Below are 24,400 nucleotides of genomic sequence, written 5' to 3'. Positions count from 1 at the left end.
TCCGCCGGCTCGTGCGCGGGCCTGTCCGCTTCGATATCAAGGCGATCCGCAGCGCGGGTCGCCTTTTTATTTTTCAGACGATCACGGCCAGACGACAACAGCGCCCATGGACGTCAACCCCGTACAGCTCATCCTCGCCAAACGAAACGGTCAGGCCCTCTCATCGCCCGACCTATGGCAGCTGGTACAGGCCTACACCGCCGGCGATGTACCCGATTATCAGATGAGCGCCTTCCTGATGGCGGCGTATTTCCAGGGTATGGACGAACGCGAAACGGCCGCCCTGACCGACGCCATGCTCTACTCCGGCGTCGTCCTGGATCTGTCCGATATCCCCGGGAAAAAGGTAGATAAACACTCGACCGGCGGCGTTGGCGATAAAGTATCGCTCATCCTGGCCCCCCTCGTCGCCGCCTGCGGGGTGCCGGTCCCGATGATCTCCGGCCGCGGCCTCGGGCACAGCGGCGGAACGCTCGACAAACTAGAGAGCATTCCGGGCTTCAGCACCAGCCTTTCGCTCGACGCCTACCGCCATCAACTGGCCGACCTGGGCGTCGTGATGATTGGGCAGACGGCCGACATCGCGCCGGCCGACCGCAAGTTGTACGCCCTCCGCGATGTCACGGGCACGGTCGACTTCACCCCGTTCATCGCGTCTTCCATCATGAGTAAGAAGCTCGCGGAGGGCATAGACGCACTTGTTCTCGATGTCAAATGCGGGCGCGGCGCGTTCATGCAAAGCGAGGCCGACGCGCGACGGCTCGCCGAAACCCTCACCGGCATCGGCGAGCGCCACGGCAAACCCACCGTCAGCTGGCTCACACGGATGGACGTACCCCTGGGCCTCGCGGTGGGCAACTGGCCGGAGGTTGCCGAAAGCATCCGGTGCCTGCGCGGTGACGACGGCGGCGCCCTGATGGCGCTCACTTGCACCCTCGCCGGCGAGATGTTACACCTCGGAGAGGTCGCCGGCTCGCCGGAAGACGGTGCGGAGATGGCGCGGCAGGCTATCGCCTCCGGTGCCGCCCTCGATCGCTTCGTGCGCCTCATCGAAGCCCAGGGCGGCGATGCATCCGTCGTCGACCGGCCCGACTATCGATACCCCGGCGCGCCGGCCATCGTTGTGTCCGCTCCGCCCGACTGGCAGGGGTATGTTAACGACGTCGACGCGCTCGCTTTTGGCCAGGCGGCGGTGGCTCTGGGCGCCGGCCGTTTGCGCAAGGAGGACCGCGTCGACCCGGCCGCCGGCCTCGTCCTCCATGCCCCACCAGGCGCACCCATCGTTCCCGGCGAGCCCCTGCTGACATTGTTCACACATCGCGAAGCGCAGGTGGATGCCGTACGCCAGCACCTGCTGGGCGCCTTCACGATCGGGCCGGCACCCGTCACCTCCCCGAAGCTGCTCATGGATCGATACGCCGGCGGGAGCTGGGCGTCCACTCGGTAGGTGCAAAATACCGACAGGGTGCATCTTTACGGAGAACGTGTTCGTTAAACGTCCATGCGTTATATTGCGTGCGTTTAGCACGATCACACACAACCTTACGCACACCGTTCCATGTCTGTCTGGTCCCGTTTTTCTCGCTGGGTTAAATCTGTCTTTGGCGGCGCGATCTCTGCGCTCGAAGATCCACGTCTGATCCTGGAACAGAACATCCGGGAGCTGAACGACCAGGTCCCCAAGATGAACGAGAATATCGCGACGGTGAAAGCCAGCGTGGTACTGCTCGAAAAGGAAGTCCGCCGCGTGGAACGCGAGATTGCCGATCTGACGTCCAAGATCAAGGCGGGCATCCAGGCCGGCCGGGACGATCTGGCGGAGCGCTACGCGATCCAGCTCGAAAAAGCGAAGGACACCCTCGATCGGTCCAAGGAGCAACTCAAATACGCTTCCGTCGCCTACGATAAGTCGATCCAGGTCAAAAAGGCGTTCATGCGGGAAAAGGACCGCAAGATCCAGGAAGCCAAAGAGGCGCTTCGCGCGCACGAACGTTCGAAGTGGCAGGCCAAGGTGGCCGACGCCATGGAGCAGTTCGAAGTGGGCGGCGTGGACCAGACCCACGACGAGATGGTGCAGCGGATCAACGAACAGTCCGCCAAAAACGAAGCCCGTATCGAAATGGCGTTGGATTCGTTCGACAGCGAGGCCCTCCGCATCGAAGAGGACGCCGAATCGATCCGCGCGTCCGAGTTGGTAAAACAGTTTAAACTCGAGATGGGTATGGGTGGCGGGGATACCCGTGGGCGCGAAGGGAGCCCCTCGCTGGATCTTCCCGAGCGCGAGGCTGAACAGGGAAGCAAAACGATCGGCAAACAGCGGTCTCAATCGGAGTAATCGACCATGACGCCTGAGGAATTCGAGCGCATCAAACGAGCCGAGAAAGAGCATCTTCTTGCGCTCAAGAAGCTAAAGGAACAGCTTCGCGCCGCCCAGCGGATGCAGACGATCAATCGGGCGCTCAAGGAGATGCAGGACGCCCCGGGCGTCGACATCTCTCGCACACACGACGAGATGATAGAACGACTGGCGCTTGATACTGTGCGTCAGGAGGTCAAGCTGGACATGGCGCTGTCGGAAACGCCCATTGAACCAGAAGACACCGAAGAGGCTCGACAGGCCCGGGCGGCCGCAGAGGCGGAACTGGAAAAACTTCGCGCCAGTTCGTTGATCAATCAGATTAAAATTGAGATGGGTTTGCCGCCCGCCGGCCAGAAACAAGACCCGTCGTCAAACGTCGCACCCTCACGTACCAACAGGGGAGCCACCGAGCACCCGGCCAGATCAACCAGTGGGTCGGACACTGATTCAAGCACTGAATCAGATACTGCGTCCACCCCGAAGTCCGGCCCGGAGAAAACTATCGGCCGATTTCGCCGCTAACGCTGTACCCGCTCCTCGCGATTCGTTCTACGATTCGCCCACGCACACGCCGGATATCGTCGCTTCTTCGCCCATGAACGATGCTGAAATCAACTTCACGAAAGAAGCCTTTCTGAGCCCATGGAACCTCGGTTTCTTGATCAGCTCGATGCTCGTGGCGTTCTTCTTGAGCGGTGAGGCCGGCGCCGGCTCGTGGTTTAACATCATCCTCATCCTGGCCGCCGCGGTCGAACTCATGTACCTCGGCATCGTCCCACGCCAGGAACGATTTAAACGGCTCATCCGCTCCCAGCATGAGCGCGAGAAGAGCAAACCGCCAACGCAGAAGGAAATTTATCAGCTGCTGACGAAATACAGCCAGCGACGCTTCGCCCGGTTACGGAAGTTGCAGACCGATATCCAGTCCAACTACCGGAAGATGAGTTACGCGTCTCAGGGATTGCTCGATAGCCACATCAGCAAGATCAATGGGCTCATCGAGTCTTACCTGAAGCTGCTCTACCAGAAAGAACGGTACGAATACTCCTCGCAGAGCGGCGCCGAAAAGGAGGTTGCCCGCGCCATCGAGACGGTCCGATCCACGCTGGCTGAACTGACTCCACGCGTACGCGCCATCAAGGAACGCCACCTCAAAATCCTCGAACAGCGGCTCGAACGATTCAAGCGGAGTAAGGAAAACCTGGAGATCATCGAGGCGCAGCTCGCCACGATTGAGGACGTCATCAAATACATCCACGAGCAATCGCTGACCTTGCGAGATCCGGAGGCGATCACCTTCCAGCTGGACACGTTGCTATCGGAGGTCGAGGAAACCGAGGCCTCGGTCGAGGAGATCGAAGAAGTGTTCGCCAACCCGACCGACCTGCTCAGCGAGATGGATTCGTACGATCTGGAAGACGAATCCGAGCCGCCGGCGACGCGAAACCGCACGCGTTCCTGATCCCCGCTCTCCGGCCCCTCTTATGGCTTTCGACACCCTGCTTTATGCGGTGGACGACCGCGTCGCCACCATCACGATCAACCGCCCCGAATCGCTCAACGCGCTCACGGCCGTCGTGCTGGATGAGCTAACACAGGCATTCGGCGACGCCGAACAGGACCCCGCGGTGGCGGGTGTCGTGCTTACCGGCGCCGGCCCCAAGAGTTTTGTCGCGGGTGCGGACATCAAGCAGTTCACCACGCTCGATGGCGAGAGCGGGTATCGTTTCGCTCTGGCCGGCCAGGCCGTGTTTAATCGCATCGAAGGCCTCTCCAAACCCGTCGTCGCCGCCGTAAACGGGTTCGCACTCGGTGGCGGCTGCGAACTGGCGCTCGCCTGCCACCTGCGCATCGCTTCGGAGACCGCTTCCTTCGGGCAGCCGGAAGTCAACCTCGGGATCATCCCCGGGTATGGCGGCACCCAGCGATTACCCCGCATCGTCGGCCATGGCATCGCTCTCGAACTGATTCTTACAGGTGAGCGGATCGACGCGCGCCGCGCCTATGAAATAGGCCTAGCCAACAAAGTCGTCCCGCCCGAGTCACTGCTTGACGAGGCCCGGCGGATGGTGCACCTGATCGGTGCCAAAGCGCCACTCGCCGTAGCCTACGCACTCGAAGCCAGCCGCGCCGCGGAGCTCCCTCTCGCCGAAGGCCTACGGCAAGAGGCGACGCTGTTCGGGCGTGCCTGCGCCACGCACGACTTCAAGGAAGGTGTCGAGGCCTTTTTAGGCCGACGTGCGGCCCGATTTAGTGGTCGATAGTCCCCTCGCTCCGCGTTCTATACGAGCCGAGTGCTCGCTACAAACGTCGCTCCGGGCTCCGACGTCTCGCATTCGACGTGCCGGATCTCCACGGGAAACGTGGCCATAGACTCCAGCGCATTCGCGTAGACGACGCCGCTGTATACACCCTCCTTCTTCGTTATCGCCCGCTCCAACGCTTCAGCATCCACCTCCTCATCAAACACGATCACGCCGCGGCACTCTTCCAGGTGATCAGGCGTTTGGACGATTTCCGCGTAACCCAGGCCGATGAGGCCGTTGATAGATACCTCGTGCAGAACACGCATAGGAATACCCTGTAGACGATGTGCCAGGATCGACGGGTCTTACGGGATGCTGATGTGCTGCGCATCGTCCGTTTCGCATCGACCGAAATCCGAACAAGACCGTAGGGTAATAAAATCAAAACGCCGGCGAAATCAAGCCTCTGGCGGCATAATCCCCTACAGTTTCCGTCACTCTTTGCAGAATACTCACGGAAGGGGTCCCGGCTGCAGGACAACGATCACCCCTGCCGGCCGAATGCGAGCATAAGTTTGAGATGCGTCATGAGCAGGCCAACAAAGCCGTGTTTCTCCAGGCGCTCTGCCGGCGTGATCGCCAGTGAGGGTAGGCTGTACCGCTCGATCCAGTTTTCCATTTTAGCACGAACGAGCGATTCAGCGGGAAACCGGTTTTCCACGAAATTTCCGGTGTAGAAAGAGCGAATGGTCTGCAGGCGTTTATACGCCGTCTCATTGGCATCCAGCAACGTGGTGTCGCGTTGCGTGATCATGGCGCCGCCCACCAGGTAATCCCTATACGCAAAGGGCAGATCGAGAAGCGTCGGCACCACAACACTCGATATCTGCTGCTCCTGCCGTAATCCCACTTCGGCCGCCCGCGCCGTTGTCACGGCGACCAGGCACAACGTCTCCTCGGCGACTTTTTCGGGGTCAGAGTTTTCGACATGATCGAGTGCGAGACGGGCCAGATCCTGGGTGGTGCCTATGACACCCAGCGAAGCAAAGGCCGTGAAACGCGACAGGCGGCTTAACACGCGATCCTTTTCAGACATATATCCTAGCATTTCGCGCTGCGCATAGGTCGAGATGCGCCTTTAGGTTGAGGGGCCTTCTTCTTCACCACCGATCGCATTACGCATCCGGGTATCGGCCTGCAGGTTACGGAGCGCGTAATAATCCATGATGCCCAGATTCCCTGAGCGGAACGCTTCCGCAATGGCCAGCGGTACTTGTGCCTCGGCAGCCACCAGCTTCGCGCGTTGCTCCACCACCGTGGCCATCATTTCCTGTTCCTTTGCTACAGCGGCGGCGCGGCGCTCTTCGGCTTTTGCCTGGGCCACTTTGAGGTCGGCTTCGGCCTGATCAGTCTGTAACTTCGCACCGATGTTTTCGCCTACGTCAACGTCGGCGATATCGATCGAAAGAATTTCAAAAGCCGTACCAGAATCAAGGCCTTTGGAGAGCACCACCTTGGAGATCGAATCAGGATTTTCGAGTACCTCTTTGTGCGTGGCCGAGGAGCCGATGGTGGATACGATCCCTTCTCCGACACGCGCGATGATGGTCTCCTCGCCGGCGCCGCCAACGAGTCGATCGATGTTCGCACGCACGGTGACACGTGCAATGGCGCGCACCTGGATGCCATCCTTGGCCACAGCCGACACGGCCGGCGTTTCGATGACCTTGGGATTTACCGACACCTGGACGGCTTCGAACACATCGCGGCCGGCAAGGTCGATGCCCGTTGCCTGTTTGAAGGACAGATCGATGTTTGCTTTGTCGGCCGAGATCAGTGCATTCACGACCTGCTGAACGCGACCTCCTGCGAGGTAGTGCGCCTCCAACTCGCCTGGATCGACGAAGATGCCGGCTTTATGCGCGGTGATCAGCGGTTTCACGATAGATGCCGGCGGCACTTTGCGAAGCCGCATGCCCACCAGATCCCGAATCAGTCTCAGCCGAACACCCGAGAAATACGCTGTGATCCACAGGTTCACTGGGATGTAATAGAGAAACAAAATCAGGAAAAAAAGAATGAGCAAGATGAGGGCGATTCCGCCCCCTGCCAACAGATCTACCATGAGTCGTCCCTGTAAATAAACGTGAACCCTAGCGTTCTTCCTTTCGGTAGTCGCCACTTTGCCCGCCGGTTTTGGCGAGCAGGTGGATATCCATAATGCGAATGCCCTTTGAGACCGACTTACACATATCATAGACCGTGAGCGCGGTCACGGATACAGCTGTCAGCGCCTCCATTTCCACCCCGGTCGGCCCGAGCGTTTTGGTCAGGGCGCGAATATCGACCGAGTAATCTTCCTCCCGTAGCGTCAGCACTACGTCAACCCCTTTAAGCGCCACATCGTGACAGAGAGGGATCAGTTTGCTCGTCTGTTTGGCCCCCAGGATGCCGGCGATTTGCGCCACAGTTAACACGTCCCCTTTTCGGATCTTATTTTCGGCCACAAGCCGGAAGGCCTCCTCGCCAAGGATCACTTTGCCGGCGGCAACCGCCGTACGCGCGGTGACGGATTTCTCCGCAACGTCTACCATGCGCACGCCGCCCTGTGGGTCGACGTGCGTGAGCGATGGTGCGTCAGTCATACAATTCCTATCTGCAATAGATGAAGGTGACCAGGGGGTCTGCCCAGGAAGATACTCCCCGGCCCATCCAACGACAAGGTCACGTACCCATAGAATCGCTGCCGTCGGACAAATTTACCTGGAAGCGCCTGGGGTAGCTGGAATGTAGTGCTCGTCTGCAGGAAACCTACCTTACAGGGATCTCACTCGAGGCATCGGGAGCCTTTTTTTCGAGCCACAGGGTGACAGGCCCGTCGTTGATGAGGCGAACCTGCATCGAGGCGCCGAATACGCCGGTCGGCACGGGCCGGCCGAGCGCCTCGCTGAGCGCATCGACAAAATGCCGGTACAGGCGCTCCCCTTTCTCAGGCGGCGCCGATCGGGTGAAGGAGGGCCGATTCCCGCGTGCGGCATCCCCGTACAGCGTGAATTGTGAAACGACCAGCGCATCACCGCCGCAATCGAGCAATGACCGGTTCATTTTCCCGTCATCATCCGCGAAAATTCGAAGCTGGGCGCACTTTCGAGCAAGCGCCTCCGCTTCGCGCTCGGAGTCCGCGACATGGACCCCAATGAGAATGAGCATCCCCGCGCCGATCGAGGCCGTCGTTTCGCCTTTGATATCTACGCGGGCTTCGGACACCCGTTGAACCAGAATAATCATGTGCCCGTAGCGGTAAGCCGCTCGATCAGGAATGTTCGAAATAACATCATGGCACGCCCCCGGTGGCTGATGGTGTTTTTTCGCGCCGCCGGCAGTTCGGCAAATGTCTGCGACTCGCCATCCGGCAGAAAGAGGGGATCGTACCCGAAGCCGCCGTCACCGCGCTCGGCCACCTCGATGCGGCCCTCGCACAAACCTTCGAACAGATACACCTGCTCGCCGTCGTGGTACGCCAGCACGGTCGTGAAGCGTGCCGATCGATCCCCGGCACCCTGCAGCTCCGCCAGGAGCCGCCGCCTGTTGGCGACGGGGTTGGCGTCCTCCCCGGCATAACGGGCCGAGTGGACGCCCGGCCGGCCTCCCAGCGCCCGCACCTCCAGTCCGGTGTCGTCGGCCAGCGACGGCAACCCCGTAAAGGCGAATACCTCACGCGCTTTTTTGGAGGCATTCCCGGCCAGGGTAGGTGCGTCTTCCTCAACCTCTCCGATCCCTGGAAACGCGTCCACCCCCAGCACCTCGACAACCAGGCCGCCCAGCAGAGCGCGCATTTCAGCGACTTTGCCGGCATTCCGTGTGGCCAGGACCAGCTTCATGTCTGCCCTCTCATACGGTTGAGTGTTAAATTTTTCGCACCTACGTAACCCGACTGGAAGCCCTTCCGTAGCCTTCTGCCAACCAAATCGACGATCCCTTGAGGGAGGGAGCATCATGAAACACATCCTTAATCGGCCAGGTATGCTGGCGCTTGTCATCACCCTGGCCTTCCCGCTTTTTGCGTCCGCACAGAGTCCCCTTGAAAGTAAGTCCCCCGCGTGGTGGGATGCGTTTGGTAAGCAGATGATTGTATCGCTCGATTCACCGATCCCCCGTATTCAGGAACAGGCGCTGAGCAACATCATCTTCTACGCGGCCCACTACCCCGGCAAGATGACGCTGGATCCTGCCATCCCAAAGATACTCGATGTCTACCAGAAGGATGACAAGGAGGCGCGTCGCACCCTGGCGCTGATGGCGCTCCATGCGATTGGAGATGAGGCCGGCATGCGCCGACTCAATACGCTCGTCCGGTACGAGACCTCCCCCCGCATAGAACACCTCACGAGAACGGTGTTGGCCGACTATTTTGGTGGGTGACCCCCAGCGCCCCGCCACATTCCGTAGAAAGCCACGCAGTTCGTTCAGGCTGCGTGGCTTTCTTGCTTTACCTCGTAAAGACTCGGTCAAGTTACTTGACGAGCGGAACAAATCGCTGTATTATTCTTTGCTGTTCCTTCAACCCGAAACCAAAACCAAGAAAAAGAGAGAACGCACTTGGCAGTAGGAATTAAAGTTCGCGACAACGAATCGATTGACCGCGCGCTGCGCCGTTTCAAGCGCGCCGTAAACCGGAGCCGTGTCCTCCGCATGTTCCGTGCGAACATGGCCTATACAAAACCGTCCGAAGAGCGCCGGCTTGCCCGCGAAAAAGCGGCCCGCAACTCACGCAAGCGTTCGCGGACGTTTTGAGTTCACGGACTCGTACGGTATTCGCGCTCGTACGGTGTTCGCCGCCTGGCAGGCTCCATGCGTTGCGTGATTCGTGACCGCGCGTACATCACGCCATCACGAATCACGCCGCATACGCTGGTTTTTTTCGTCAAGCCTCGAGCCCGAGGGCTTCGTGCACCAGTGCATCTTGTTGCTGCTGGTGCACTTTTGCGCTTCCGGTAGCCGTACTGGCGCTCGCCGCGCGGCCCGCATAGGCAAGTCGCCGGCCACAGGGTCCGTGTAGCCGTTCCAGCGCCGCATCGAGCCGGTGCCGCAGGAACGACCAGGCGCCCATGTTGGCAGACTCCTCCTGTACCCAGACGACGGTATGTGCATTTCGATACCGCTCGAGCTCGGCGGCGATTTCTTCTTCGGGGAACGGATAAAATTGTTCGACCCGGGTGACGGCTATTCTCTCGGCCAACCCTTCTTGTTTCCGGAGCGTCTGCATGATGTCGTAGTACACTTTCCCCCCGCAGAATAGGTGCCGCTCCACACGCTCGGGGTCGGTCCCTTCGGCTGAAATCACGGGCTGGAAAGCGCCTTCGTAGAAATCCTCTGACGGCGAGACGGCCAGCGGGTGGCGAATGAGGCTCTTGGGAGACATCACCACGAGAGGCCTGGCGATCGTGTTTTTCACCTGCCGGCGCAGCGCATGGAAAAAATTGGCCGGCGTGGTGAAGTTGCCCACGATCAGGTTATCCTCCGCACACAATTGAAGGAATCGTTCGAGGCGAGCCGAGGAGTGCTCGGGGCCCTGGCCTTCATAGCCGTGGGGGAGTAACAGCACCAGACGGCTCTGTTGCCCCCACTTCTCTTCAGCGGCGCTTAGAAACTGATCGTAGATGATCTGCGCCCCGTTGGCGAAGTCGCCAAACTGCGCTTCCCAGATAACCAACGCCTCCGGATTCGCGACAGAGTAGCCGTACTCGAACCCACACGCCGCATATTCGGAAAGAAAGCTATCGTAAATCAGCAACGACGCCTGACCCTCTCGGATGTTGTTCAGCGGAATATACTCGGCACCCGACTGCTGATCGTAGAGCACCGCATGGCGATGGCTGAACGTCCCGCGGCGTGAGTCCTGGCCGGCCAGACGCACGTAGGTTCCTTCCAGCAGCAGCGATCCGAGCGCGAGGGCCTCGGCAAACGCCCAATCGATTTTCTTCTCCTCAGCAAACTGCACATCCCGCCGCTCGAACTGACGCACGAGCTTTTCGTGCACATTGAAGCCGGCGGGAAATTGAACGAGCGAGCGAACGGTCGCCGCCAGATCCTCCCGGTTGGCGGCCGTCACGACCGGCGGCTCCACGCGCACTTCTCGCCGTCGAGGCAGCACCTTCAACTCCTGCTTGTTCTCTTTGAGCGCCTTAACCCGATCAAACGCTTCCTGTAGCAGACCGCGATAGTCATCGAGCATTTTCTCGGCCTCGTCGAGCCCCATATCGCCGCGACGAACCAGCAACTCGGTGTACAACTTCCGGACGGATCGCTTGCCCTCGATCTTCTTGTATAGCAGGGGTTGCGTATAGGTGGGCTCGTCCCCTTCGTTATGACCGTGAACGCGGTAACAGAGCAGATCGATCACGACGTCCTTGTTGAACACCTGACGGAAATCCAGCGCCAGCCGCATGATCCGGACACACGACTCCGGGTCGTCGCCGTTGACATGGAAGATCGGCGCCTGGATCATCCGCGCCAGGTCGGTCGCATACGTCGAGCTGCGTGCATCGCTGGCGTTTGTCGTAAACCCGATCTGGTTGTTGATGACCAGATGGAGCGTGCCTCCCGTGGTATACCCCCGGAGCTGACTCAAATTGAGGGTTTCCGCCACGACACCCTGGCCGGCAAACGCGGCATCGCCATGGATGAGAAGCGGTATCACCGCGTCCTTGTAGTCGCCCCCCGGCGCCTCGGCGTTCGCGAGCCGCATCAGGTCCTGCTTCGCTCGCACCATCCCTTCCACCACCGGATTCACGGCTTCCAGATGGCTGGGGTTGGACGCAAGCGCAATCTTGACGGTCGCCCCACTGGGTGCTTCGTGCACGCCGCGCGCGCCCAAGTGGTACTTCACATCACCTGAACCTTGCGTCGTGCTGGGATCGATGCTGCCCTCGAATTCAGAGAAGATGACTTCGTAGGGCTTATTGAGGATATTGGCTAACACGTTGAGCCGGCCCCGATGCGCCATCCCGATCACGACTTCCTGGACCTCCTGGTCGGCAGCGTCGGACAACATGGCGTCTATCATCGGGATCATGGTCTCGGATCCCTCGAGCGAGAACCGTTTGTGCCCGATGTACTTCGTGTGCAGGAAACGTTCAAACGCTTCGGCCGCATTCAGACGATGTAACACGCGGCGCTTCTCCCGATCCGAAAGCGAATCCACGCCCCGCGAGGGTTCGATGCGCTCCTGAAGCCACCGTTTCTCTGCCGGCTCGGAGATATGCATATACTCCACGCCGATCTTGCGGGCATAGGTTTGCCGCAGGATATCCGTTACCTCGCGCAACGTGAGGATATCCTGCCCGCCGAGCCCTCCGGTGATGAACCGCCGATCTAGATCCCAGATCGTCAATCCATACGTCGCCGGATCGAGATCCGGATGGTAGGCCCAGTTGTACCCGAGCGGATTCACATCCGCCTGGAGATGGCCGCGACTGCGGCAGCTGCGGATGAACTGGAGCACGCTGGCCTGTTTGTGGATGAGATCCATCTCGGAATCCCGCCCTCCTTCACGCACGAAGTAAGGGGTCGAGTCCGTGGCCATGGCATAGGGCTGGTACGGAATGCCCAGATCGGTAAAAATCTCCCGGTAGAAATCGTGTTTGCCCAGGAGCAACTCGGACACATAGGCCAGGAAAGCGCCGCTTTCCGCTCCCTGGATCACCCGGTGATCGTATGTGGAGGTGATCGCCATCACTTCCGAGATCCCCATTTTCTTGATGATCTCCGGCGGCACGGCCTCATATTCGGGCGGATATCCGATGGCCCCGACCCCGACGATCACTCCCTGCCCCGGCATTAGCCGAGGCACGCTCAGGACCGTCCCGATCATGCCGGGATTGGTCAACGTCGCCGTCGTGCCTTCAAAATCCGACGGCGTCAGCTTCCCGTCCCGAGCGCGTTTCACGATGTCGTTGTAGACACCCAGCAGCCGGAGGAAATTGATCTGGTCCGCCCCCTTGATGTTCGGCACAAACAACACGCGCTTGCCGCGTCGTTCCATGTCGATCGCCAGTCCGAGGTTCGTCCCTCGGGGGACGACCTGCTGCGGCGTGCCGTTGACGGTGCGGATGCTCGTATTCAGACTGGAAAAGCACTTCAGTCCTTTGATCACCGCCCAGGCGACGAGGTGCGTGAACGATACCTTCTCGCCGCCGACATACCGCTGATAGTCGTTGATCAGGGCGCGGTTCTCGGACATGAGCCGAACCGGGATCGTCCGGACGGACGTCGCCGTGGGCACGCCGAGGCTCGCTTCCATGTTCTCGACGATTTTCGCGCTGGCGCCGCGCAGCGGCACAAGCTCGACATCGTCGCCAAGCGGGGGGGTTACCGCTGTATCGGCCGGCGCGCCATCACCTTCCGCCGGGACGACCGACGGCGCCAGGGCGGGTTCGGCGGCGGCACTTACGGGTTTCGGCGACGCCACCTGGAACGACCGTGCCGTCTGGACGGCCACGAAGGACTCCGAAGGCTGGTAGTCGGCGAAGAATTCCTGCCAGCTTTCGCTGACGCTCTGGGGATCGATGAGATACTGGCTATAGAGTTCTTCGATATAACCGGTATTAAAACCTAAAGCACTCACTATCGGACGCGTTTAATTGTACGGGGGACAGGATGCGGATTACTCGTAACGATGCGTGGTGGGTAAGGATTCCAGACCACGCGTAATCAGTCGTTACGCTCCAGACCGATTACGTTTTCGATATGATGGGTATGCGGGAAGAGATCGACCGGTTGCACGTCGGTGATGCGATAGGTGTTTCCGAGCATCGCGAGGTCCCGCGCCTGGGTCTGTGGGTTGCAGCTCACATAGACGATGCGCCGGGCGCCAAGGCCGGCCAACTGGGGGACGAGATCCGGGTGCAGGCCGGCACGCGGCGGGTCCAGAATGACCACATCTGGCGCGCCGTGTTTCTCCACGACATGATCAAGCCTGAGTTTCCCCAGATTGGCGAGCACGAACGAGCAGTTCTGGACCCCATTCGCGGCAGCGTTGGCGCGGGCATTGGCGATCGACTCGGGCACGACTTCGATGCCGACTACCTGCCGGGCGTCGCGAGCGACGAAGATCGAGATAGTGCCGGCGCCGCAGAACAAGTCGTACACCAGATCGTCCGGCTTCAACGCAGCGCTTTGTCGCGCCACCTCGTACAACCGCTCGGCCTGACGCGTATTGGTCTGGAAGAACGCATTCGGAGCAATCTCAAAGCGAAAATCTCCGATGATATCATGGATGACACCCGGCCCGAAGATCACATGCGTGGCTTCACTCAGCGCCGCTTGCGCCAGCCCCGTATGGATGCTATTTACAAATGTAGTCACCACCGGCACGCGGGCTTTTATTTCCATGGCGAGCCGTTCAATCCGCTCCGGCTCATATCCGTTCGTATACAGGTTCACCATCAGATCTCCCGTTCGCTGGCCGTTACGAATCACCAGATGGCGCAGATACCCGTGTTGTTTACGGATGTCCCACGGCTCCCAGTCGTTCGCCTTCGCTACCTCACGGATGAGGTTGACCAGTGTCACGCTGTCTTCAGATTGGAGGTGACACGTCGCGAGATCGATGACCTTGCTGAAGTTGCCCGGCGCGTGCAGCCCCAGTGCAAATCGGGTATCAAACGCTTCCCCGGAGGCAATTTCATCCGCCGTGAGCCAGCGCGCGGCGCTGAAGGAGAATTCCATCTTATTACGATAATAATAGATGGGGTCCGCGCCGATCGTTGGGTTAACGGGTATATCTCGGAATCCGCCCAGATGGGCCAGGGCATCGACCACACTTTGCCGCTTCGCTTCCAGCTGGGCGGCATATTCGACGTGTTGCCACTTACAGCCACCGCAAACGCCAAAGTAGGAGCAACGGGGCGTCGTTCGGAGCGGACTGGGCTCGAGTAGTTCGAGCATCACCCCCTCGGCGTGTTTCCGTTTTTTGCGAATCACGAGGGCACGAATGCGGTCCCCCGGCACGACACCGGGGACAAAAAGGACCACACCTTGTACGCGCGCGAGCGATTTGCCGCGATCGGCAAACTTCTCGATGACAACTTCAATCTCTTCTTGCTTCTTCACGGTTCCTACAGGACGGTCGTAGATCGAGGCATCAGCCCCCCGGTGTTGTCAGGCGCGCCCCGCTACGCTGAACGGCGAGATCCTGCATTTTCATGGCAACCACGCGGCCTTCTTTCTCCGCGATCGCCCGATTGTACGCGATATATTGAGCGGCTACATACCCTCCCAGCGCGTGCAGAAGTAGCGCGGCAATACGAGGTTGTTGTTTCATCATATACTTCAACTCGGGGCGAAAAAAGCCGAGTACGCGCGTTTCTTTGACAGCCTGGGCTGTCTCGAGCCGGCGGAAATCGCCGAGCACGGCCAGCTCGCCAAACACCCCGTATTCGTGGATCGTCCGAAGTTCTTGCAGGGCGCCATTTGTCTCTTCCACATAAAATCGAACACTCCCATGCTCCACGAAGTACAGCCCGAGACTCGGATCGCGCTCGCGATAGATGAACTCGTCGGGTTTGTATTCCCGGCTGTGCAGCGCTTCGGAGAGGACTTTCAACTCGGGCCGGCCGAAGCCCTGAAGCAAAGGCACTTGACGGAGTATTTTCAGGGTAGCCTGGGGCCGTGGATCCTCCGAAGGCTGGACGGCTCGCTGGTAGGCCGTACGGAGCGTGTGGGTGAAGCGATCCACACGGGCGCGTATCGTTTCGATTTCCTGCATAGGCAAAGGTGTTCAAAATGCGTGTCCGATCCCGAAGTGGAGCCTGGATTCATTAAACGCGTGATCGAAGAAGCCTCCTCCACGCGCCGGATCGTGCACTTTATAAGCGAGGTCTAATCGTACGATAAGATATTCCCAGGCCAAACGCAGCCCAAAACCCGCTCCCACGCCCAATTCACGGTAGAAAGAGTCAAAACGAAAGCGGCCGACCGGTCCACCCGGGTTGCGCGGCCCGATCCAAACGTTTCCGGTGTCGCCAAAGAGCGCCAGGATCCAGTCCGCAGCGAGCACGTCATACATAATGATGTTACGCACTTCCACACTGGCCTCTAGTTTGATTTCGCCACCCAGGATGGGGCTGCTCGAATCAAGCTGGTTTCGCCCCGGCCCCAGTTCACGCAAGCCCCAGCCGCGGACGCTCGCCGCGCCGCCGCTATAGAACCGGCGGTCGAATGGCACGACGTCGGCATTGCCTGTGGGGTGCGCAAAACCTGAGACCACCTTCCAGGCCACGATCGAGCGGGTATTCATCGGGTTGTAACGCCGGAAGTCCGCCCCCATGCGGATGTATTGCCGGTAGATGAGGCTGTTGTCCGTGGAGCTGCTTTTAAAGAGGCCCAGGCCTGGCAGCCGGCCCTCCAGTGTATCGGGCGTGGCGATGTACCGGTCGATCAGGTACGGGAGATTGCCTCCGATCTCAAACGATCCCTCGTAGCTATATCCCTGATCGCGTCGGAGGGGATTCGCATTGGCAGACCGGAACGAATACCGGAGCGCGCTATTGATCTGGGGTTTGGTATAGTCCTCTTCAATTTGCGCGCGTTGGACCGGGTCGTCGATGGCCTCGACGATTTGGTCCAGGAAGTTTTTCTTGAAACCGATCAGGGTGTCCGGATTGCTCAGGGTAAGATCAAAGGCGTCCAGAAAGGTGTAAAGCGTTGGATTATGTTGCATTTCGACGCGGAAGCGGGCCGATCCTCGGCCACGGATCACGAGGCGGAGTTGTTCGCGGCGCGCGGTCAGAAATGCGAGGGAGAGTTGACTGCGGGCGTCGTAAAGATCGAATAGATCTTCCAGTCGATGGAAGGGGCGAATCAGGTAGGGAATGGTGAGGGAGGCTGATACCTCCACCTGCGCCGAGGTAAAAAACGTAGAGTCCACGTCGCCGGCGATCGAGCCGGTCGTATTGATGCGGAGCAGTTCGCCGCGGCCGAGGACATTGGCATTCTCGTACGTCACCCCCAGGCCGGTACCCAACTCATTGTCGGATGTAGAAAGCACCCCATTTCGCTGGAGCATAAACGTTTCGAAGCGCATCTGATGGCGCTCGCGTGTTCTCAACTCGATCCGATGTGGAAGCCGTGTGCCCTCGACCCCGATCGTGTGGGTCGTATCGCTCATCAGGGCTTCGATGCGCGTGTAGGCGAAGACGCCGGTGCCTTCCAGCCGGCGCTTGGTAGCCAGGACGAGTGACTGATTATACCATTCACCCGGGGCGAATTGGAGGGAGCGGCGAAGCAGACCGCTGCGAAGCCGGCGATCACCCTCGATCTGTGTAACCACGATACCGGCACTGTCAGACGGAAGAACGGCCAAGGTATCGATGCGGAGTGCGGCGGCCTGTTCGGGTCCGCTCACGGCAAAGAAGACGTCTGCGAACATAAAACGTTCGCCGGCTTTGATGACGAACGTTACATCGAGCGTATCCTCTGCCCTGGGGAATACGATGGCGCGAATGGAATCCCGTGTCGCGGAGGCATAACCTTCGTCGCGTAGGAAGGTAAGGATTCGCCGGCGTTCCTCGTGCAGCGCGGGTACGGTAAACAAATGACCATCGGGCAGAAACGAGAGGGTATCGCCACGGACACGGAGGTTGGTGGGTTTCAAGATCGACTGGCGGGCCAGCGCTTCCTGCTGCGACGGCCCCAGGTCCTCGGCATCGTAAGAGACGGTGCCGATGTAGGTAGGGCGTCCCTGGTCGACCAGAAAGTGCACGTCGAGACGTCCGTTCGCCAGGGTGTCGATCCGTGCATGCACCTCGGCCTGGCGGTAGCCTTCCTGACGGTAGGAGTTGATCAGACGCTCCACATCCTGCTGGAGAACGGTAGTATCCAGGTAGGCCGGTGGTTCGCCCGTAGCGATTAGCGCGCGACCCAGGCGACGTCCGAGCGTATTGGACGCACCGAGTTGATGGAGCCACAGCCACCAGGTGAAGCCCGGAATACGAAGGAAACGACGATTGGCCTGGGTGCGAACGCGGGCATCGAGTTGATCTGCGGTAAAGACGCTATTGCCCCTGAAGCGAACACGAGACACGATACTTCGATCCGACTCTTGGGGAGGGTCGGGGAGCGGTTGGGCGTTAGCAGGGAGCAAACCCGGGCCGGCGACAATGACCCACACAAGAGAAAGGTGTAGGAGAACCGCGAGGCCTCGAAGGCGGTGAGCAGAATAAACGCCGAAAACGAACGAGAGAACGGATGAGCGTATAATAAGGCGAACGACGGCTATCTGGATAACGTTCAGACACAAGCGCCGCTACTCCTCCTCGAAAAAGAAATCGTCGTCCGCCGTTGGGAAATCGGGCCAGATTTCTTCGATGCTCTCGTAAGGCTCGCCGTCATCCTCCATCTCGCGAAGGTTTTCGATGACCTCGATGGGGGCGCCTGTCCGTTCGGCGTAATCGATGAGTTCGTCCTTCGTAGCCGGCCACGGCGCGTCTTCCAGGTAGGAGGCAAATTCCAGGGTCCAATACATGGTCGGCAATTCAGCTAATGGTACACGTGGGAGTAAGTGACAGCATCGGAAGCAAGTTGAACGAATCGCTCCGGGGAAGCACGATAGGACGTAAAGGGTATAAATGCAACACGCCACTTGCGCTAGTGCGGTACCCGTCCGGCCTGATTGTACTCAGGCGAGGCACGCGCAAGCGGAGCGTGTGTTCCGAATAGCCGGTGAGAGGAGAGTACGACACCCCGGGTATGCCCCGTTCATCCGCCGGTCAGTCCAGGGAGCTTTCGGTAGCCTCCACTTCGGCGAACATCTCCCGATACTGTTCGGGCGTCATATTGGGCAGGAAGAAGTAGATAGGATTAACCGATCGACCATCGGTGCCACGCACTTCGTAGTGAAGGTGTGGGGCGGCGGATAAGCCCGTGTTGCCGCTGTATCCGATTTTCTCCCCGCGCTTGATCTGCCGGCCCTGAACGATCTCCGTGGGGATATCGGAGAGGTGGGCATAAACTGTAGTGTAGCCGGTAACGGGGTGCTTGATCTTGACATACTTACCAAATCCTGAATTCCGGCCGGCCTCCAGGATGACGCCGTCACCCGAGGAATGTACGGGTGTACCACGTGGAACGAGGATATCGATGCCGTGATGCATCCTGTTGATGCGCAGAATCGGGTGGAAACGCTGGCCGTGTCCGGAGACGAGCGGACCTTCGGCGGGGAGGATGGCCGGCATTTGCGCGAGCCAGTCGCTCCGTTTTTCAGCCAGATTCGCCAGGTCGCGATAACTTTCGTTCTGGAGATTCATCTGGCGCTCCAACTGATCCAACTGAGAGGCGGTTTCACGGAGCAATTCGCTGGTGCTCGGGCTGAACCCGTTAAATTCGTTATACGCCTCCGTACCACCTACACCCACCTGGCGGACATCCTCGGGGATTGGATCGGCCTGGAGAATGGTTCGATAGAGTTCCTGATCGGACTGGGAGAGGGCGTCCAGCTGAGCCGAAAAGTCGGACATCTTCTGCCGCACCGTGTTGAGTTGGTCCTGAAGAACGGCGTTCTCGTGGATGAGCGCAAGTTCCTCTGGAGTACCTACGACGCGGTCCACCCCGTAGGTCAGGAAGCCTGCCATGACGAGTGCGATCAAGAAGAGGATACCGCCCTGTTTGATCAGCCTCGACCTTTTTGGCTTCAACTCGACAAACGAAAATGACTGTTCGTCGTAGTAATAATATTTATTTTTTGCCATAAGAACAACGCTTATCCCGCCATTGACTTCGAATCCAGTGCATGCTCACAGCAGGAAGAGGTATCACGGACGCTCGCTTGACGAATCCGGGGAGCAAACGCCTCTTCGAGAACTTGAAGATCAGATCGGCCTGACCGAGCGATTGTAGTCGTGGTGTACATCGAATTACACTGGCAATCGGCCGGGCGTCTGTTCACTTAAGCTTACTATGAGATACCAGACTACCTGTGGGGGATAGTCCACTATCGAACAAGGAGTAGCAAGAATGAGAATGTGTACATACCCAGTGCATCTGACTCCGCTTATTTTCTGGCCCAGGAAATATAGGAGCGCGGCCATCCCTTGTCAACAGTGAGACCCTTCGTGCGACACGAAACGGAAAGATGGCGCTGGAATCGTGTCAAATCCATCACCATCGTATCTCTTTTCTGCCAAACTTCAGTGTCGGAGATACGTTCCGCCGACGCTCGGCGCCGACCCTTCATTCGTAATCGTGCTCGAAATATTCGATGCCTCGCAGGGGCATCGTCGACTCGTTCTTACGGATTCGGTCGGCGAGGCGCTTGGCGAACACCTCGGCCGGGTCGTATCCATAATGGCGGAGCAAGTGATTCATCGCGATCACTTCGCAGATGACGGTGATGTTCTTGCCGGGGGTGATGGGCACCTTGACGAGGGGCAACTCGACGCCCAGTATCGGGAACGTGTCGTCTACCATGCTGATGCGGGTGTAGTCCTCGTCCGGGTCCCACAGCTGCATATTGACCACCACCTCGATGCGTTTCTGGAAGCGTATCGCCCGGATGCCGAACATCGCGCGGACGTCGACGAGCCCCAGGCCACGCACTTCCATGAAATGCTGCACAAGGTCCGTTCCAGAACCCATCACGATCTGTTCGCCCTGCTTTGTAGCGATCACGACGTCGTCCGCTACCAGTCGGTGGCCGCGTTCGACGAGGTCCAGCGCCACCTCGCTTTTTCCGATGCCGGACTTCCCGGTGATCAGCAGGCCGATGCCGTACACCGCAACGAGGGATCCGTGTACGGGCTGCTGCAACGCGAACTGATCGTTCAAGAACTCGCCCAGGAGGGACATGAAGCGAGTGGTGGGGGTAGCCGTCACATAGAGGGGCACCTCTACCTTCGTCGCCATCTCCACCAGCTCCGGATCGAGCTCGTTGTTTTCCGTGAGAAAGATACACGGAATGGGAAATTGGATCAGATGATCGAAGGCTTCTCTCCGGCGGGATGTCTTTAGATGCCCCAGGTACTGCGTTTCGGTGTTACCCAGGATCTGGACCCGTTGGTACGTAAAGAGGTCGACATACCCCGCCAGTGCAAGACCTGGGCGATGCAGATTACTCTCCTGTATCTTTCGTTTCGAGGCGTCCACCGCATTAACAGCGGTGATCTCGAGCCCCATACGCGTGGTGAGTTGTTCGACGACGAATTCGACGGTCAGACTCTCCTTCTTAAACACCTGCGGAGTATGTGGCATATTGAGCCTGGGGTCAGGGCACTTCGACCTTATCGAGGATGCGCTGCACGATATCCTCGCTCGTCACTTCCTCCGCCTCGGCCTCGTAGGTCGGGGCGATGCGGTGACGGAGTACATCCATTGCGATCGAGCGCACGTCTTCGGGCATCACGTAGGCACGGTGCTGCAAGAAGGCGTGGGCGCGAGCGGCGAGATTGAGGTTGATCGTAGCGCGCGGGGAAGCGCCGTATTCGATGAGCGGGGTCAGGGATTCGAGCTTATACTGTCCGGGCTGGCGAGACGCCATGACCAGGTCCACGATATACTTCTCGACGCGCTCGTCGATATACAGGTCGTTTAATACGAGGCGGGCGGACAGGATCTGCTGGGGTTTGATGACGGGACGGACCGTGGCGCGTTCGCCCGTTCGGGCCATGCGGCGCATGATCTCCAGTTCTTCATCGCGCGACGGGTAGCCCACCTTGATCTTGAGCATGAACCGGTCTACCTGCGCCTCGGGAAGCGGATACGTCCCCTCCTGCTCGATAGGGTTCTGGGTGGCGAGGACCAGAAACGGTTCTTCGAGTTTGAAGGTTGTCTCCCCGATCGTGACCTGGCGCTCTTGCATGCTTTCCAGGAGCGCGCTCTGCACCTTCGCCGGCGAGCGGTTGATCTCGTCCGCCAGGATAATATTGGAGAAGATCGGCCCTTTCTTGATGCTGAAGACGTTTTCGTGCTGGTTGTAGATCAGCGTGCCCAGCAAGTCCGCCGGTAACAGATCCGGCGTGAATTGGATACGTTGGAAGTTGGTGCTGATGGCGCGCGCCAGAGAGCTCACCGTCAACGTCTTGGCCAGCCCCGGGACACCCTCGAGCAACACATGTCCGTCGCCGAGCAGCCCGATGAGCAGCCGTTCCACCATGTACCGCTGCCCGACGACTACCCGGCCGATCTCGGTGAGCAATTCATCCACGAAGACACTTTCCTGGGCGATGCGTTCGTTCACAACGGCCAGATCGAATGAGGCCATACTACTTGAAGGTTTTGGGTGAGTAGGAGCGAACCATGCGCGCGAACCGGCAACGACCGAATCGCAGCGATAACGTAGGTCTCCGGGCGACAAAAATCATCCCCTAGAATCCTTCGATTCAGTCGATGTTTCCCCTCGCCACGCCTTAAAGCAGCATGGCGCGGGGTTCACGCCCGAATCGTTCCAGGAATTCCTCCTTGATACGTTCCACACAACTTGGTACGGCGTACCGCTGACCGACCACCAGCACACAGCCCCCTCGCCCGGTGAGACAGGCCCCGTACATCCCCTCTCCCCCGCGTGATTCCACCGCTTCGACGACAAAATCGATCTCTGCATTGGTGCCGGCCCACTCTTCGCGCAGCGATGCGTGGGAAAAGAACAGCAGTCCGCCCACCACTTGCCAGTCTGATCGCCGCAACGCGGTATCCAGATGATGCGCACGATGAGACTCCCCTACCAGAAACCGCACTACGGGCCGGAGACGCTTTGGCAGCCCGGCCAGCGCCCGGTTCAGGGATCTAAAATCCAGCAGCGTCAGCGATCGCAAATCGCGATGCGGCCCTTCCTTAAGGATGGCCAGCGCTTCCTTCGCCAGCGTCTCCACATTCCGATAGGCTTCCTCCCCCAGCGGAGCCATCGAGCCCACATCTACGATTCCCCAGCAGATGGCATCGCCCCCGGGAATAGCCACGTTTCGACGCTCAGCGGTCAACGTATTCACCAACACGATCGTATCGACGGAGCCTGCGTCGGCGGCCATGAGATAGGCCACGCTATAGGGACCATCGATCAATTCGCTGATGACGGTGCACAAGGCCGCATACGGAATCGGCGTAGTCGCCGGCAGGCCGCAGGCCGCATGCATGGCCCGCATCGCCGCAACGGCCAGCGACGCCAGATACGGCTCGACGCAGGTTGGAAAAACGGTCGTGACCACGGCGGCCTGGACGCCGTCCGTCTGGCCGGCGACGCGGCGCCAGATCGCGGCGATGAGTCGCACCCAGATCGGCGCAGGTGAAGACGGTTCGTCCGTCGTTACCAGGAAACGCTGGCCAGGGTCCTCTCCGGCGATCTCCGAGGGATCATCACCCACACGACGCAGGGCGACGGCAGTCCCCTGGGACAGCGACAACAGCGCTGCACCGCCGTCCACGAAACAGGTATGTTGGGCGAAGAGCCCGAATCCGACATGAGCGAAGCCGGCATGAACCGTCCCCGGGCGTGCGCCCAGCCGGTCCTCCAGAAGATGCGTTGCCCGATCGGTGAGTTGATCGGCCCGCAGGCGTTCCCGCTTTGGCATGCGTTGGAACGCGCGCTCGTACGACGCGAACAGGGCGGCGGGACGCGTGGGCATGGGGCGAGACAGGCCTGTGGACATCACAACACTGACAAATCAAGCAATGAATCGAACGAGCGACGAAACCGTCGACCGATGCTACGCAGGGGCGATGACCACGCAGGATGGGTGGGCGCGGGACAACGCGCGAAGGCGGCCGGAGGAACAGTACCTTACAACAGGCCGGACTAATCTACCGGGTCGACGCGATGAATTTACCCAAAGCTCATGCATGGAACACATCGCCCGGGGCAAGTGCGTACCCATTCAGGAAGATCTGGACCGGAAGCCGGCGTTTGCCTTCCTGCTGCACATCCAGCAGTTCGACAGCGCCTTCCCCGCAAGCCACCACGAGCCGGCGCCCCCCTTCCAGCACGGTGCCCGGGGAGCCATCGCCTGCGGCGATTCGGGATCGATACGCCTTTAACAGGGTATCGCCGTGTTTTGTCCACGCCCCGGGATGGGGCGACAGTCCTCGAATATGGTTATGCACCTGGCGAGCCGGCCGGCTCCAGTCGATGACGCCATCTTCCGTAAAGACCTTGGGCGCCGCCGTAGCTTCCTCATTCCGCTGCGGGACTACGATCGCCGTGCCGTTGGCGATACGCCGCACGGTTTCGAGGACGACTTCGGCGCCCAGCTGCATCATGCGATCGTGTATTTCACCCGTCGTTTCATCCGGTCCGATGGCCATCGTTCGCTGCAGGATCATACCACCGGTATCTACCTTCTCCTCCAGGAAAAAGGTGGTGACGCCCGTTTCATGATCGCCGGCCATGACGGCGCGATGGATGGGAGCCGCGCCGCGGTAGCGTGGCAAAAGAGAACCATGAAGGTTAAAGGCGCCAAGCCGAGCCGCGGTGTACACAGCCGGTGGAAGGATGCGGAACGCGACCACGACGATGATGTCCGGGTGGAGCGCCTGCACGGCTTCGGCGAAGGCCGGGTCACTCACGCGTTCCGGTTGCAGGAGGGTATCGATCCCCAGGCGAAGAGCGGCTGCCTTGACGGGGGTGACGGAGATCTGCTGGCCACGGCCTCGGGGTTTATCGGGGCCTGTCACCACCGCGATAGGGCGGTAGCCGGCCTCGCACAGGTGTTCGAGTGCGGGCACCGCAAAGGCGGCCGTTCCCATATAGACGATTCGAGGTTCGGCCTCCCGCGACGTTTCATGCATGCGCTCGCTCTGCTCCACGCCCCAA

General features: G+C 59.7%; 23 protein-coding genes. 7 read left to right on the top strand and 16 right to left on the bottom strand.

Features of this window, described 5'->3' with window-relative positions; translation table 11 throughout:
• Window positions 1-106 precede the first annotated feature (106 nt).
• From SH809_12690 to SH809_12670, 5 genes are all read left to right on the top strand, one after another.
• Window positions 107-1,447 carry a thymidine phosphorylase gene (locus SH809_12690; protein ID MDZ4700557.1) on the top strand — a complete coding sequence of 447 codons (1,341 nt, stop codon included), beginning with the start codon at window positions 107-109 and terminating at the stop codon, window positions 1,445-1,447.
• Window positions 1,448-1,558: 111 nt separating this feature from the next.
• Entirely contained in the window at window positions 1,559-2,335 is a 777-nt protein-coding gene (locus SH809_12685; GenBank protein MDZ4700556.1) for a PspA/IM30 family protein, read from the top strand.
• Window positions 2,336-2,341: 6 nt separating this feature from the next.
• The gene (locus SH809_12680) at window positions 2,342-2,881 is read left to right on the top strand and encodes a hypothetical protein (protein MDZ4700555.1); all 540 of its coding nucleotides are present in this window, start codon (window positions 2,342-2,344) and stop codon (window positions 2,879-2,881) included.
• Window positions 2,882-2,954: 73 nt separating this feature from the next.
• Window positions 2,955-3,821, top strand: a complete 867-nt coding sequence (locus SH809_12675) for a hypothetical protein (GenBank protein ID MDZ4700554.1) — start codon at window positions 2,955-2,957, stop codon at window positions 3,819-3,821.
• A gap of 22 nt (window positions 3,822-3,843) precedes the next feature.
• Window positions 3,844-4,623, top strand: coding sequence for an enoyl-CoA hydratase-related protein (locus tag SH809_12670; GenBank protein MDZ4700553.1), 780 nt, complete (start codon window positions 3,844-3,846; stop codon window positions 4,621-4,623).
• 17 nt (window positions 4,624-4,640) lie between these two features.
• Here the strand turns inward: SH809_12670 and SH809_12665 are convergent, their stop codons facing one another.
• The 6 genes from SH809_12665 to rdgB all read right to left on the bottom strand — a co-directional run bounded on the left by SH809_12665 (window position 4,641) and on the right by rdgB (window position 8,486).
• On the bottom strand, window positions 4,641-4,931 hold the full coding sequence (locus tag SH809_12665) for a hypothetical protein (GenBank protein ID MDZ4700552.1): 291 nt from the start codon (window positions 4,929-4,931) through the stop codon (window positions 4,641-4,643).
• Window positions 4,932-5,149: 218 nt separating this feature from the next.
• A complete protein-coding gene (locus tag SH809_12660; protein ID MDZ4700551.1) occupies window positions 5,150-5,701 on the bottom strand; it encodes a hypothetical protein in 552 nt (183 codons plus the stop codon).
• A gap of 42 nt (window positions 5,702-5,743) precedes the next feature.
• Entirely contained in the window at window positions 5,744-6,787 is a 1,044-nt protein-coding gene (gene floA, locus SH809_12655) for a flotillin-like protein FloA (protein MDZ4700550.1), read from the bottom strand.
• Entirely contained in the window at window positions 6,759-7,250 is a 492-nt protein-coding gene (moaC, locus tag SH809_12650; GenBank protein ID MDZ4700549.1) for a cyclic pyranopterin monophosphate synthase MoaC, read from the bottom strand. Before moaC ends, floA begins: the two co-directional genes overlap by 29 nt.
• Window positions 7,251-7,416: 166 nt before the next feature.
• Window positions 7,417-7,893, bottom strand: a complete 477-nt coding sequence (gene dtd, locus SH809_12645; GenBank protein ID MDZ4700548.1) for a D-aminoacyl-tRNA deacylase — start codon at window positions 7,891-7,893, stop codon at window positions 7,417-7,419.
• Window positions 7,890-8,486: an RdgB/HAM1 family non-canonical purine NTP pyrophosphatase gene (gene rdgB, locus SH809_12640; protein ID MDZ4700547.1), complete on the bottom strand. Its 597-nt coding sequence runs from the start codon at window positions 8,484-8,486 to the stop codon at window positions 7,890-7,892. The genes dtd and rdgB overlap by 4 nt, the downstream gene beginning before the upstream one ends.
• A gap of 115 nt (window positions 8,487-8,601) precedes the next feature.
• On the opposite strand from rdgB, the gene SH809_12635 reads away from it, so the two are divergent.
• Window positions 8,602-9,027: a hypothetical protein gene (locus tag SH809_12635; GenBank protein ID MDZ4700546.1), complete on the top strand. Its 426-nt coding sequence runs from the start codon at window positions 8,602-8,604 to the stop codon at window positions 9,025-9,027.
• Between the two features lie 177 nt (window positions 9,028-9,204).
• Window positions 9,205-9,399, top strand: coding sequence for a 30S ribosomal protein S21 (gene rpsU / locus SH809_12630; protein MDZ4700545.1), 195 nt, complete (start codon window positions 9,205-9,207; stop codon window positions 9,397-9,399).
• A gap of 130 nt (window positions 9,400-9,529) precedes the next feature.
• On the opposite strand, the gene SH809_12625 is transcribed toward rpsU, so the two are convergent.
• The 10 genes from SH809_12625 to fmt form a co-directional block, all read right to left on the bottom strand.
• Window positions 9,530-13,231: a multifunctional oxoglutarate decarboxylase/oxoglutarate dehydrogenase thiamine pyrophosphate-binding subunit/dihydrolipoyllysine-residue succinyltransferase subunit gene (locus SH809_12625; protein ID MDZ4700544.1), complete on the bottom strand. Its 3,702-nt coding sequence runs from the start codon at window positions 13,229-13,231 to the stop codon at window positions 9,530-9,532.
• Window positions 13,232-13,317: 86 nt separating this feature from the next.
• A complete protein-coding gene (rlmD, locus tag SH809_12620) occupies window positions 13,318-14,718 on the bottom strand; it encodes a 23S rRNA (uracil(1939)-C(5))-methyltransferase RlmD (GenBank protein ID MDZ4700543.1) in 1,401 nt (466 codons plus the stop codon).
• 31 nt (window positions 14,719-14,749) lie between these two features.
• Window positions 14,750-15,373, bottom strand: coding sequence for a cyclic nucleotide-binding domain-containing protein (locus SH809_12615; GenBank protein ID MDZ4700542.1), 624 nt, complete (start codon window positions 15,371-15,373; stop codon window positions 14,750-14,752).
• Window positions 15,374-15,385: 12 nt separating this feature from the next.
• Window positions 15,386-17,689: a BamA/TamA family outer membrane protein gene (locus SH809_12610; GenBank protein MDZ4700541.1), complete on the bottom strand. Its 2,304-nt coding sequence runs from the start codon at window positions 17,687-17,689 to the stop codon at window positions 15,386-15,388.
• Between the two features lie 222 nt (window positions 17,690-17,911).
• Window positions 17,912-18,130, bottom strand: coding sequence for a DUF2795 domain-containing protein (locus SH809_12605; GenBank protein ID MDZ4700540.1), 219 nt, complete (start codon window positions 18,128-18,130; stop codon window positions 17,912-17,914).
• A 244-nt stretch (window positions 18,131-18,374) separates the two neighbouring features.
• Window positions 18,375-19,352: a M23 family metallopeptidase gene (locus SH809_12600; protein ID MDZ4700539.1), complete on the bottom strand. Its 978-nt coding sequence runs from the start codon at window positions 19,350-19,352 to the stop codon at window positions 18,375-18,377.
• A 481-nt stretch (window positions 19,353-19,833) separates the two neighbouring features.
• A complete protein-coding gene (hprK, locus tag SH809_12595; protein MDZ4700538.1) occupies window positions 19,834-20,850 on the bottom strand; it encodes an HPr(Ser) kinase/phosphatase in 1,017 nt (338 codons plus the stop codon).
• 13 nt (window positions 20,851-20,863) lie between these two features.
• Window positions 20,864-21,859 carry a MoxR family ATPase gene (locus SH809_12590; protein MDZ4700537.1) on the bottom strand — a complete coding sequence of 332 codons (996 nt, stop codon included), beginning with the start codon at window positions 21,857-21,859 and terminating at the stop codon, window positions 20,864-20,866.
• A 145-nt stretch (window positions 21,860-22,004) separates the two neighbouring features.
• Window positions 22,005-23,216, bottom strand: a complete 1,212-nt coding sequence (locus SH809_12585) for a hypothetical protein (GenBank protein MDZ4700536.1) — start codon at window positions 23,214-23,216, stop codon at window positions 22,005-22,007.
• A gap of 208 nt (window positions 23,217-23,424) precedes the next feature.
• Window positions 23,425-24,375 (bottom strand): methionyl-tRNA formyltransferase, encoded by a 951-nt coding sequence (fmt, locus tag SH809_12580; GenBank protein MDZ4700535.1) that lies wholly within the window; start codon window positions 24,373-24,375, stop codon window positions 23,425-23,427.
• Between the last annotated feature and the right edge of the window lie 25 nt (window positions 24,376-24,400).

It is taken from the genome of Rhodothermales bacterium (assembly GCA_034439735.1).
In the GTDB taxonomy this organism is placed as follows: Bacteria; Bacteroidota; Rhodothermia; order Rhodothermales; family JAHQVL01; genus JAWKNW01.
The sequence above is the reverse complement of the archived record's forward strand: the minus strand, read 5'-3'. Positions and strand labels throughout refer to the sequence as shown.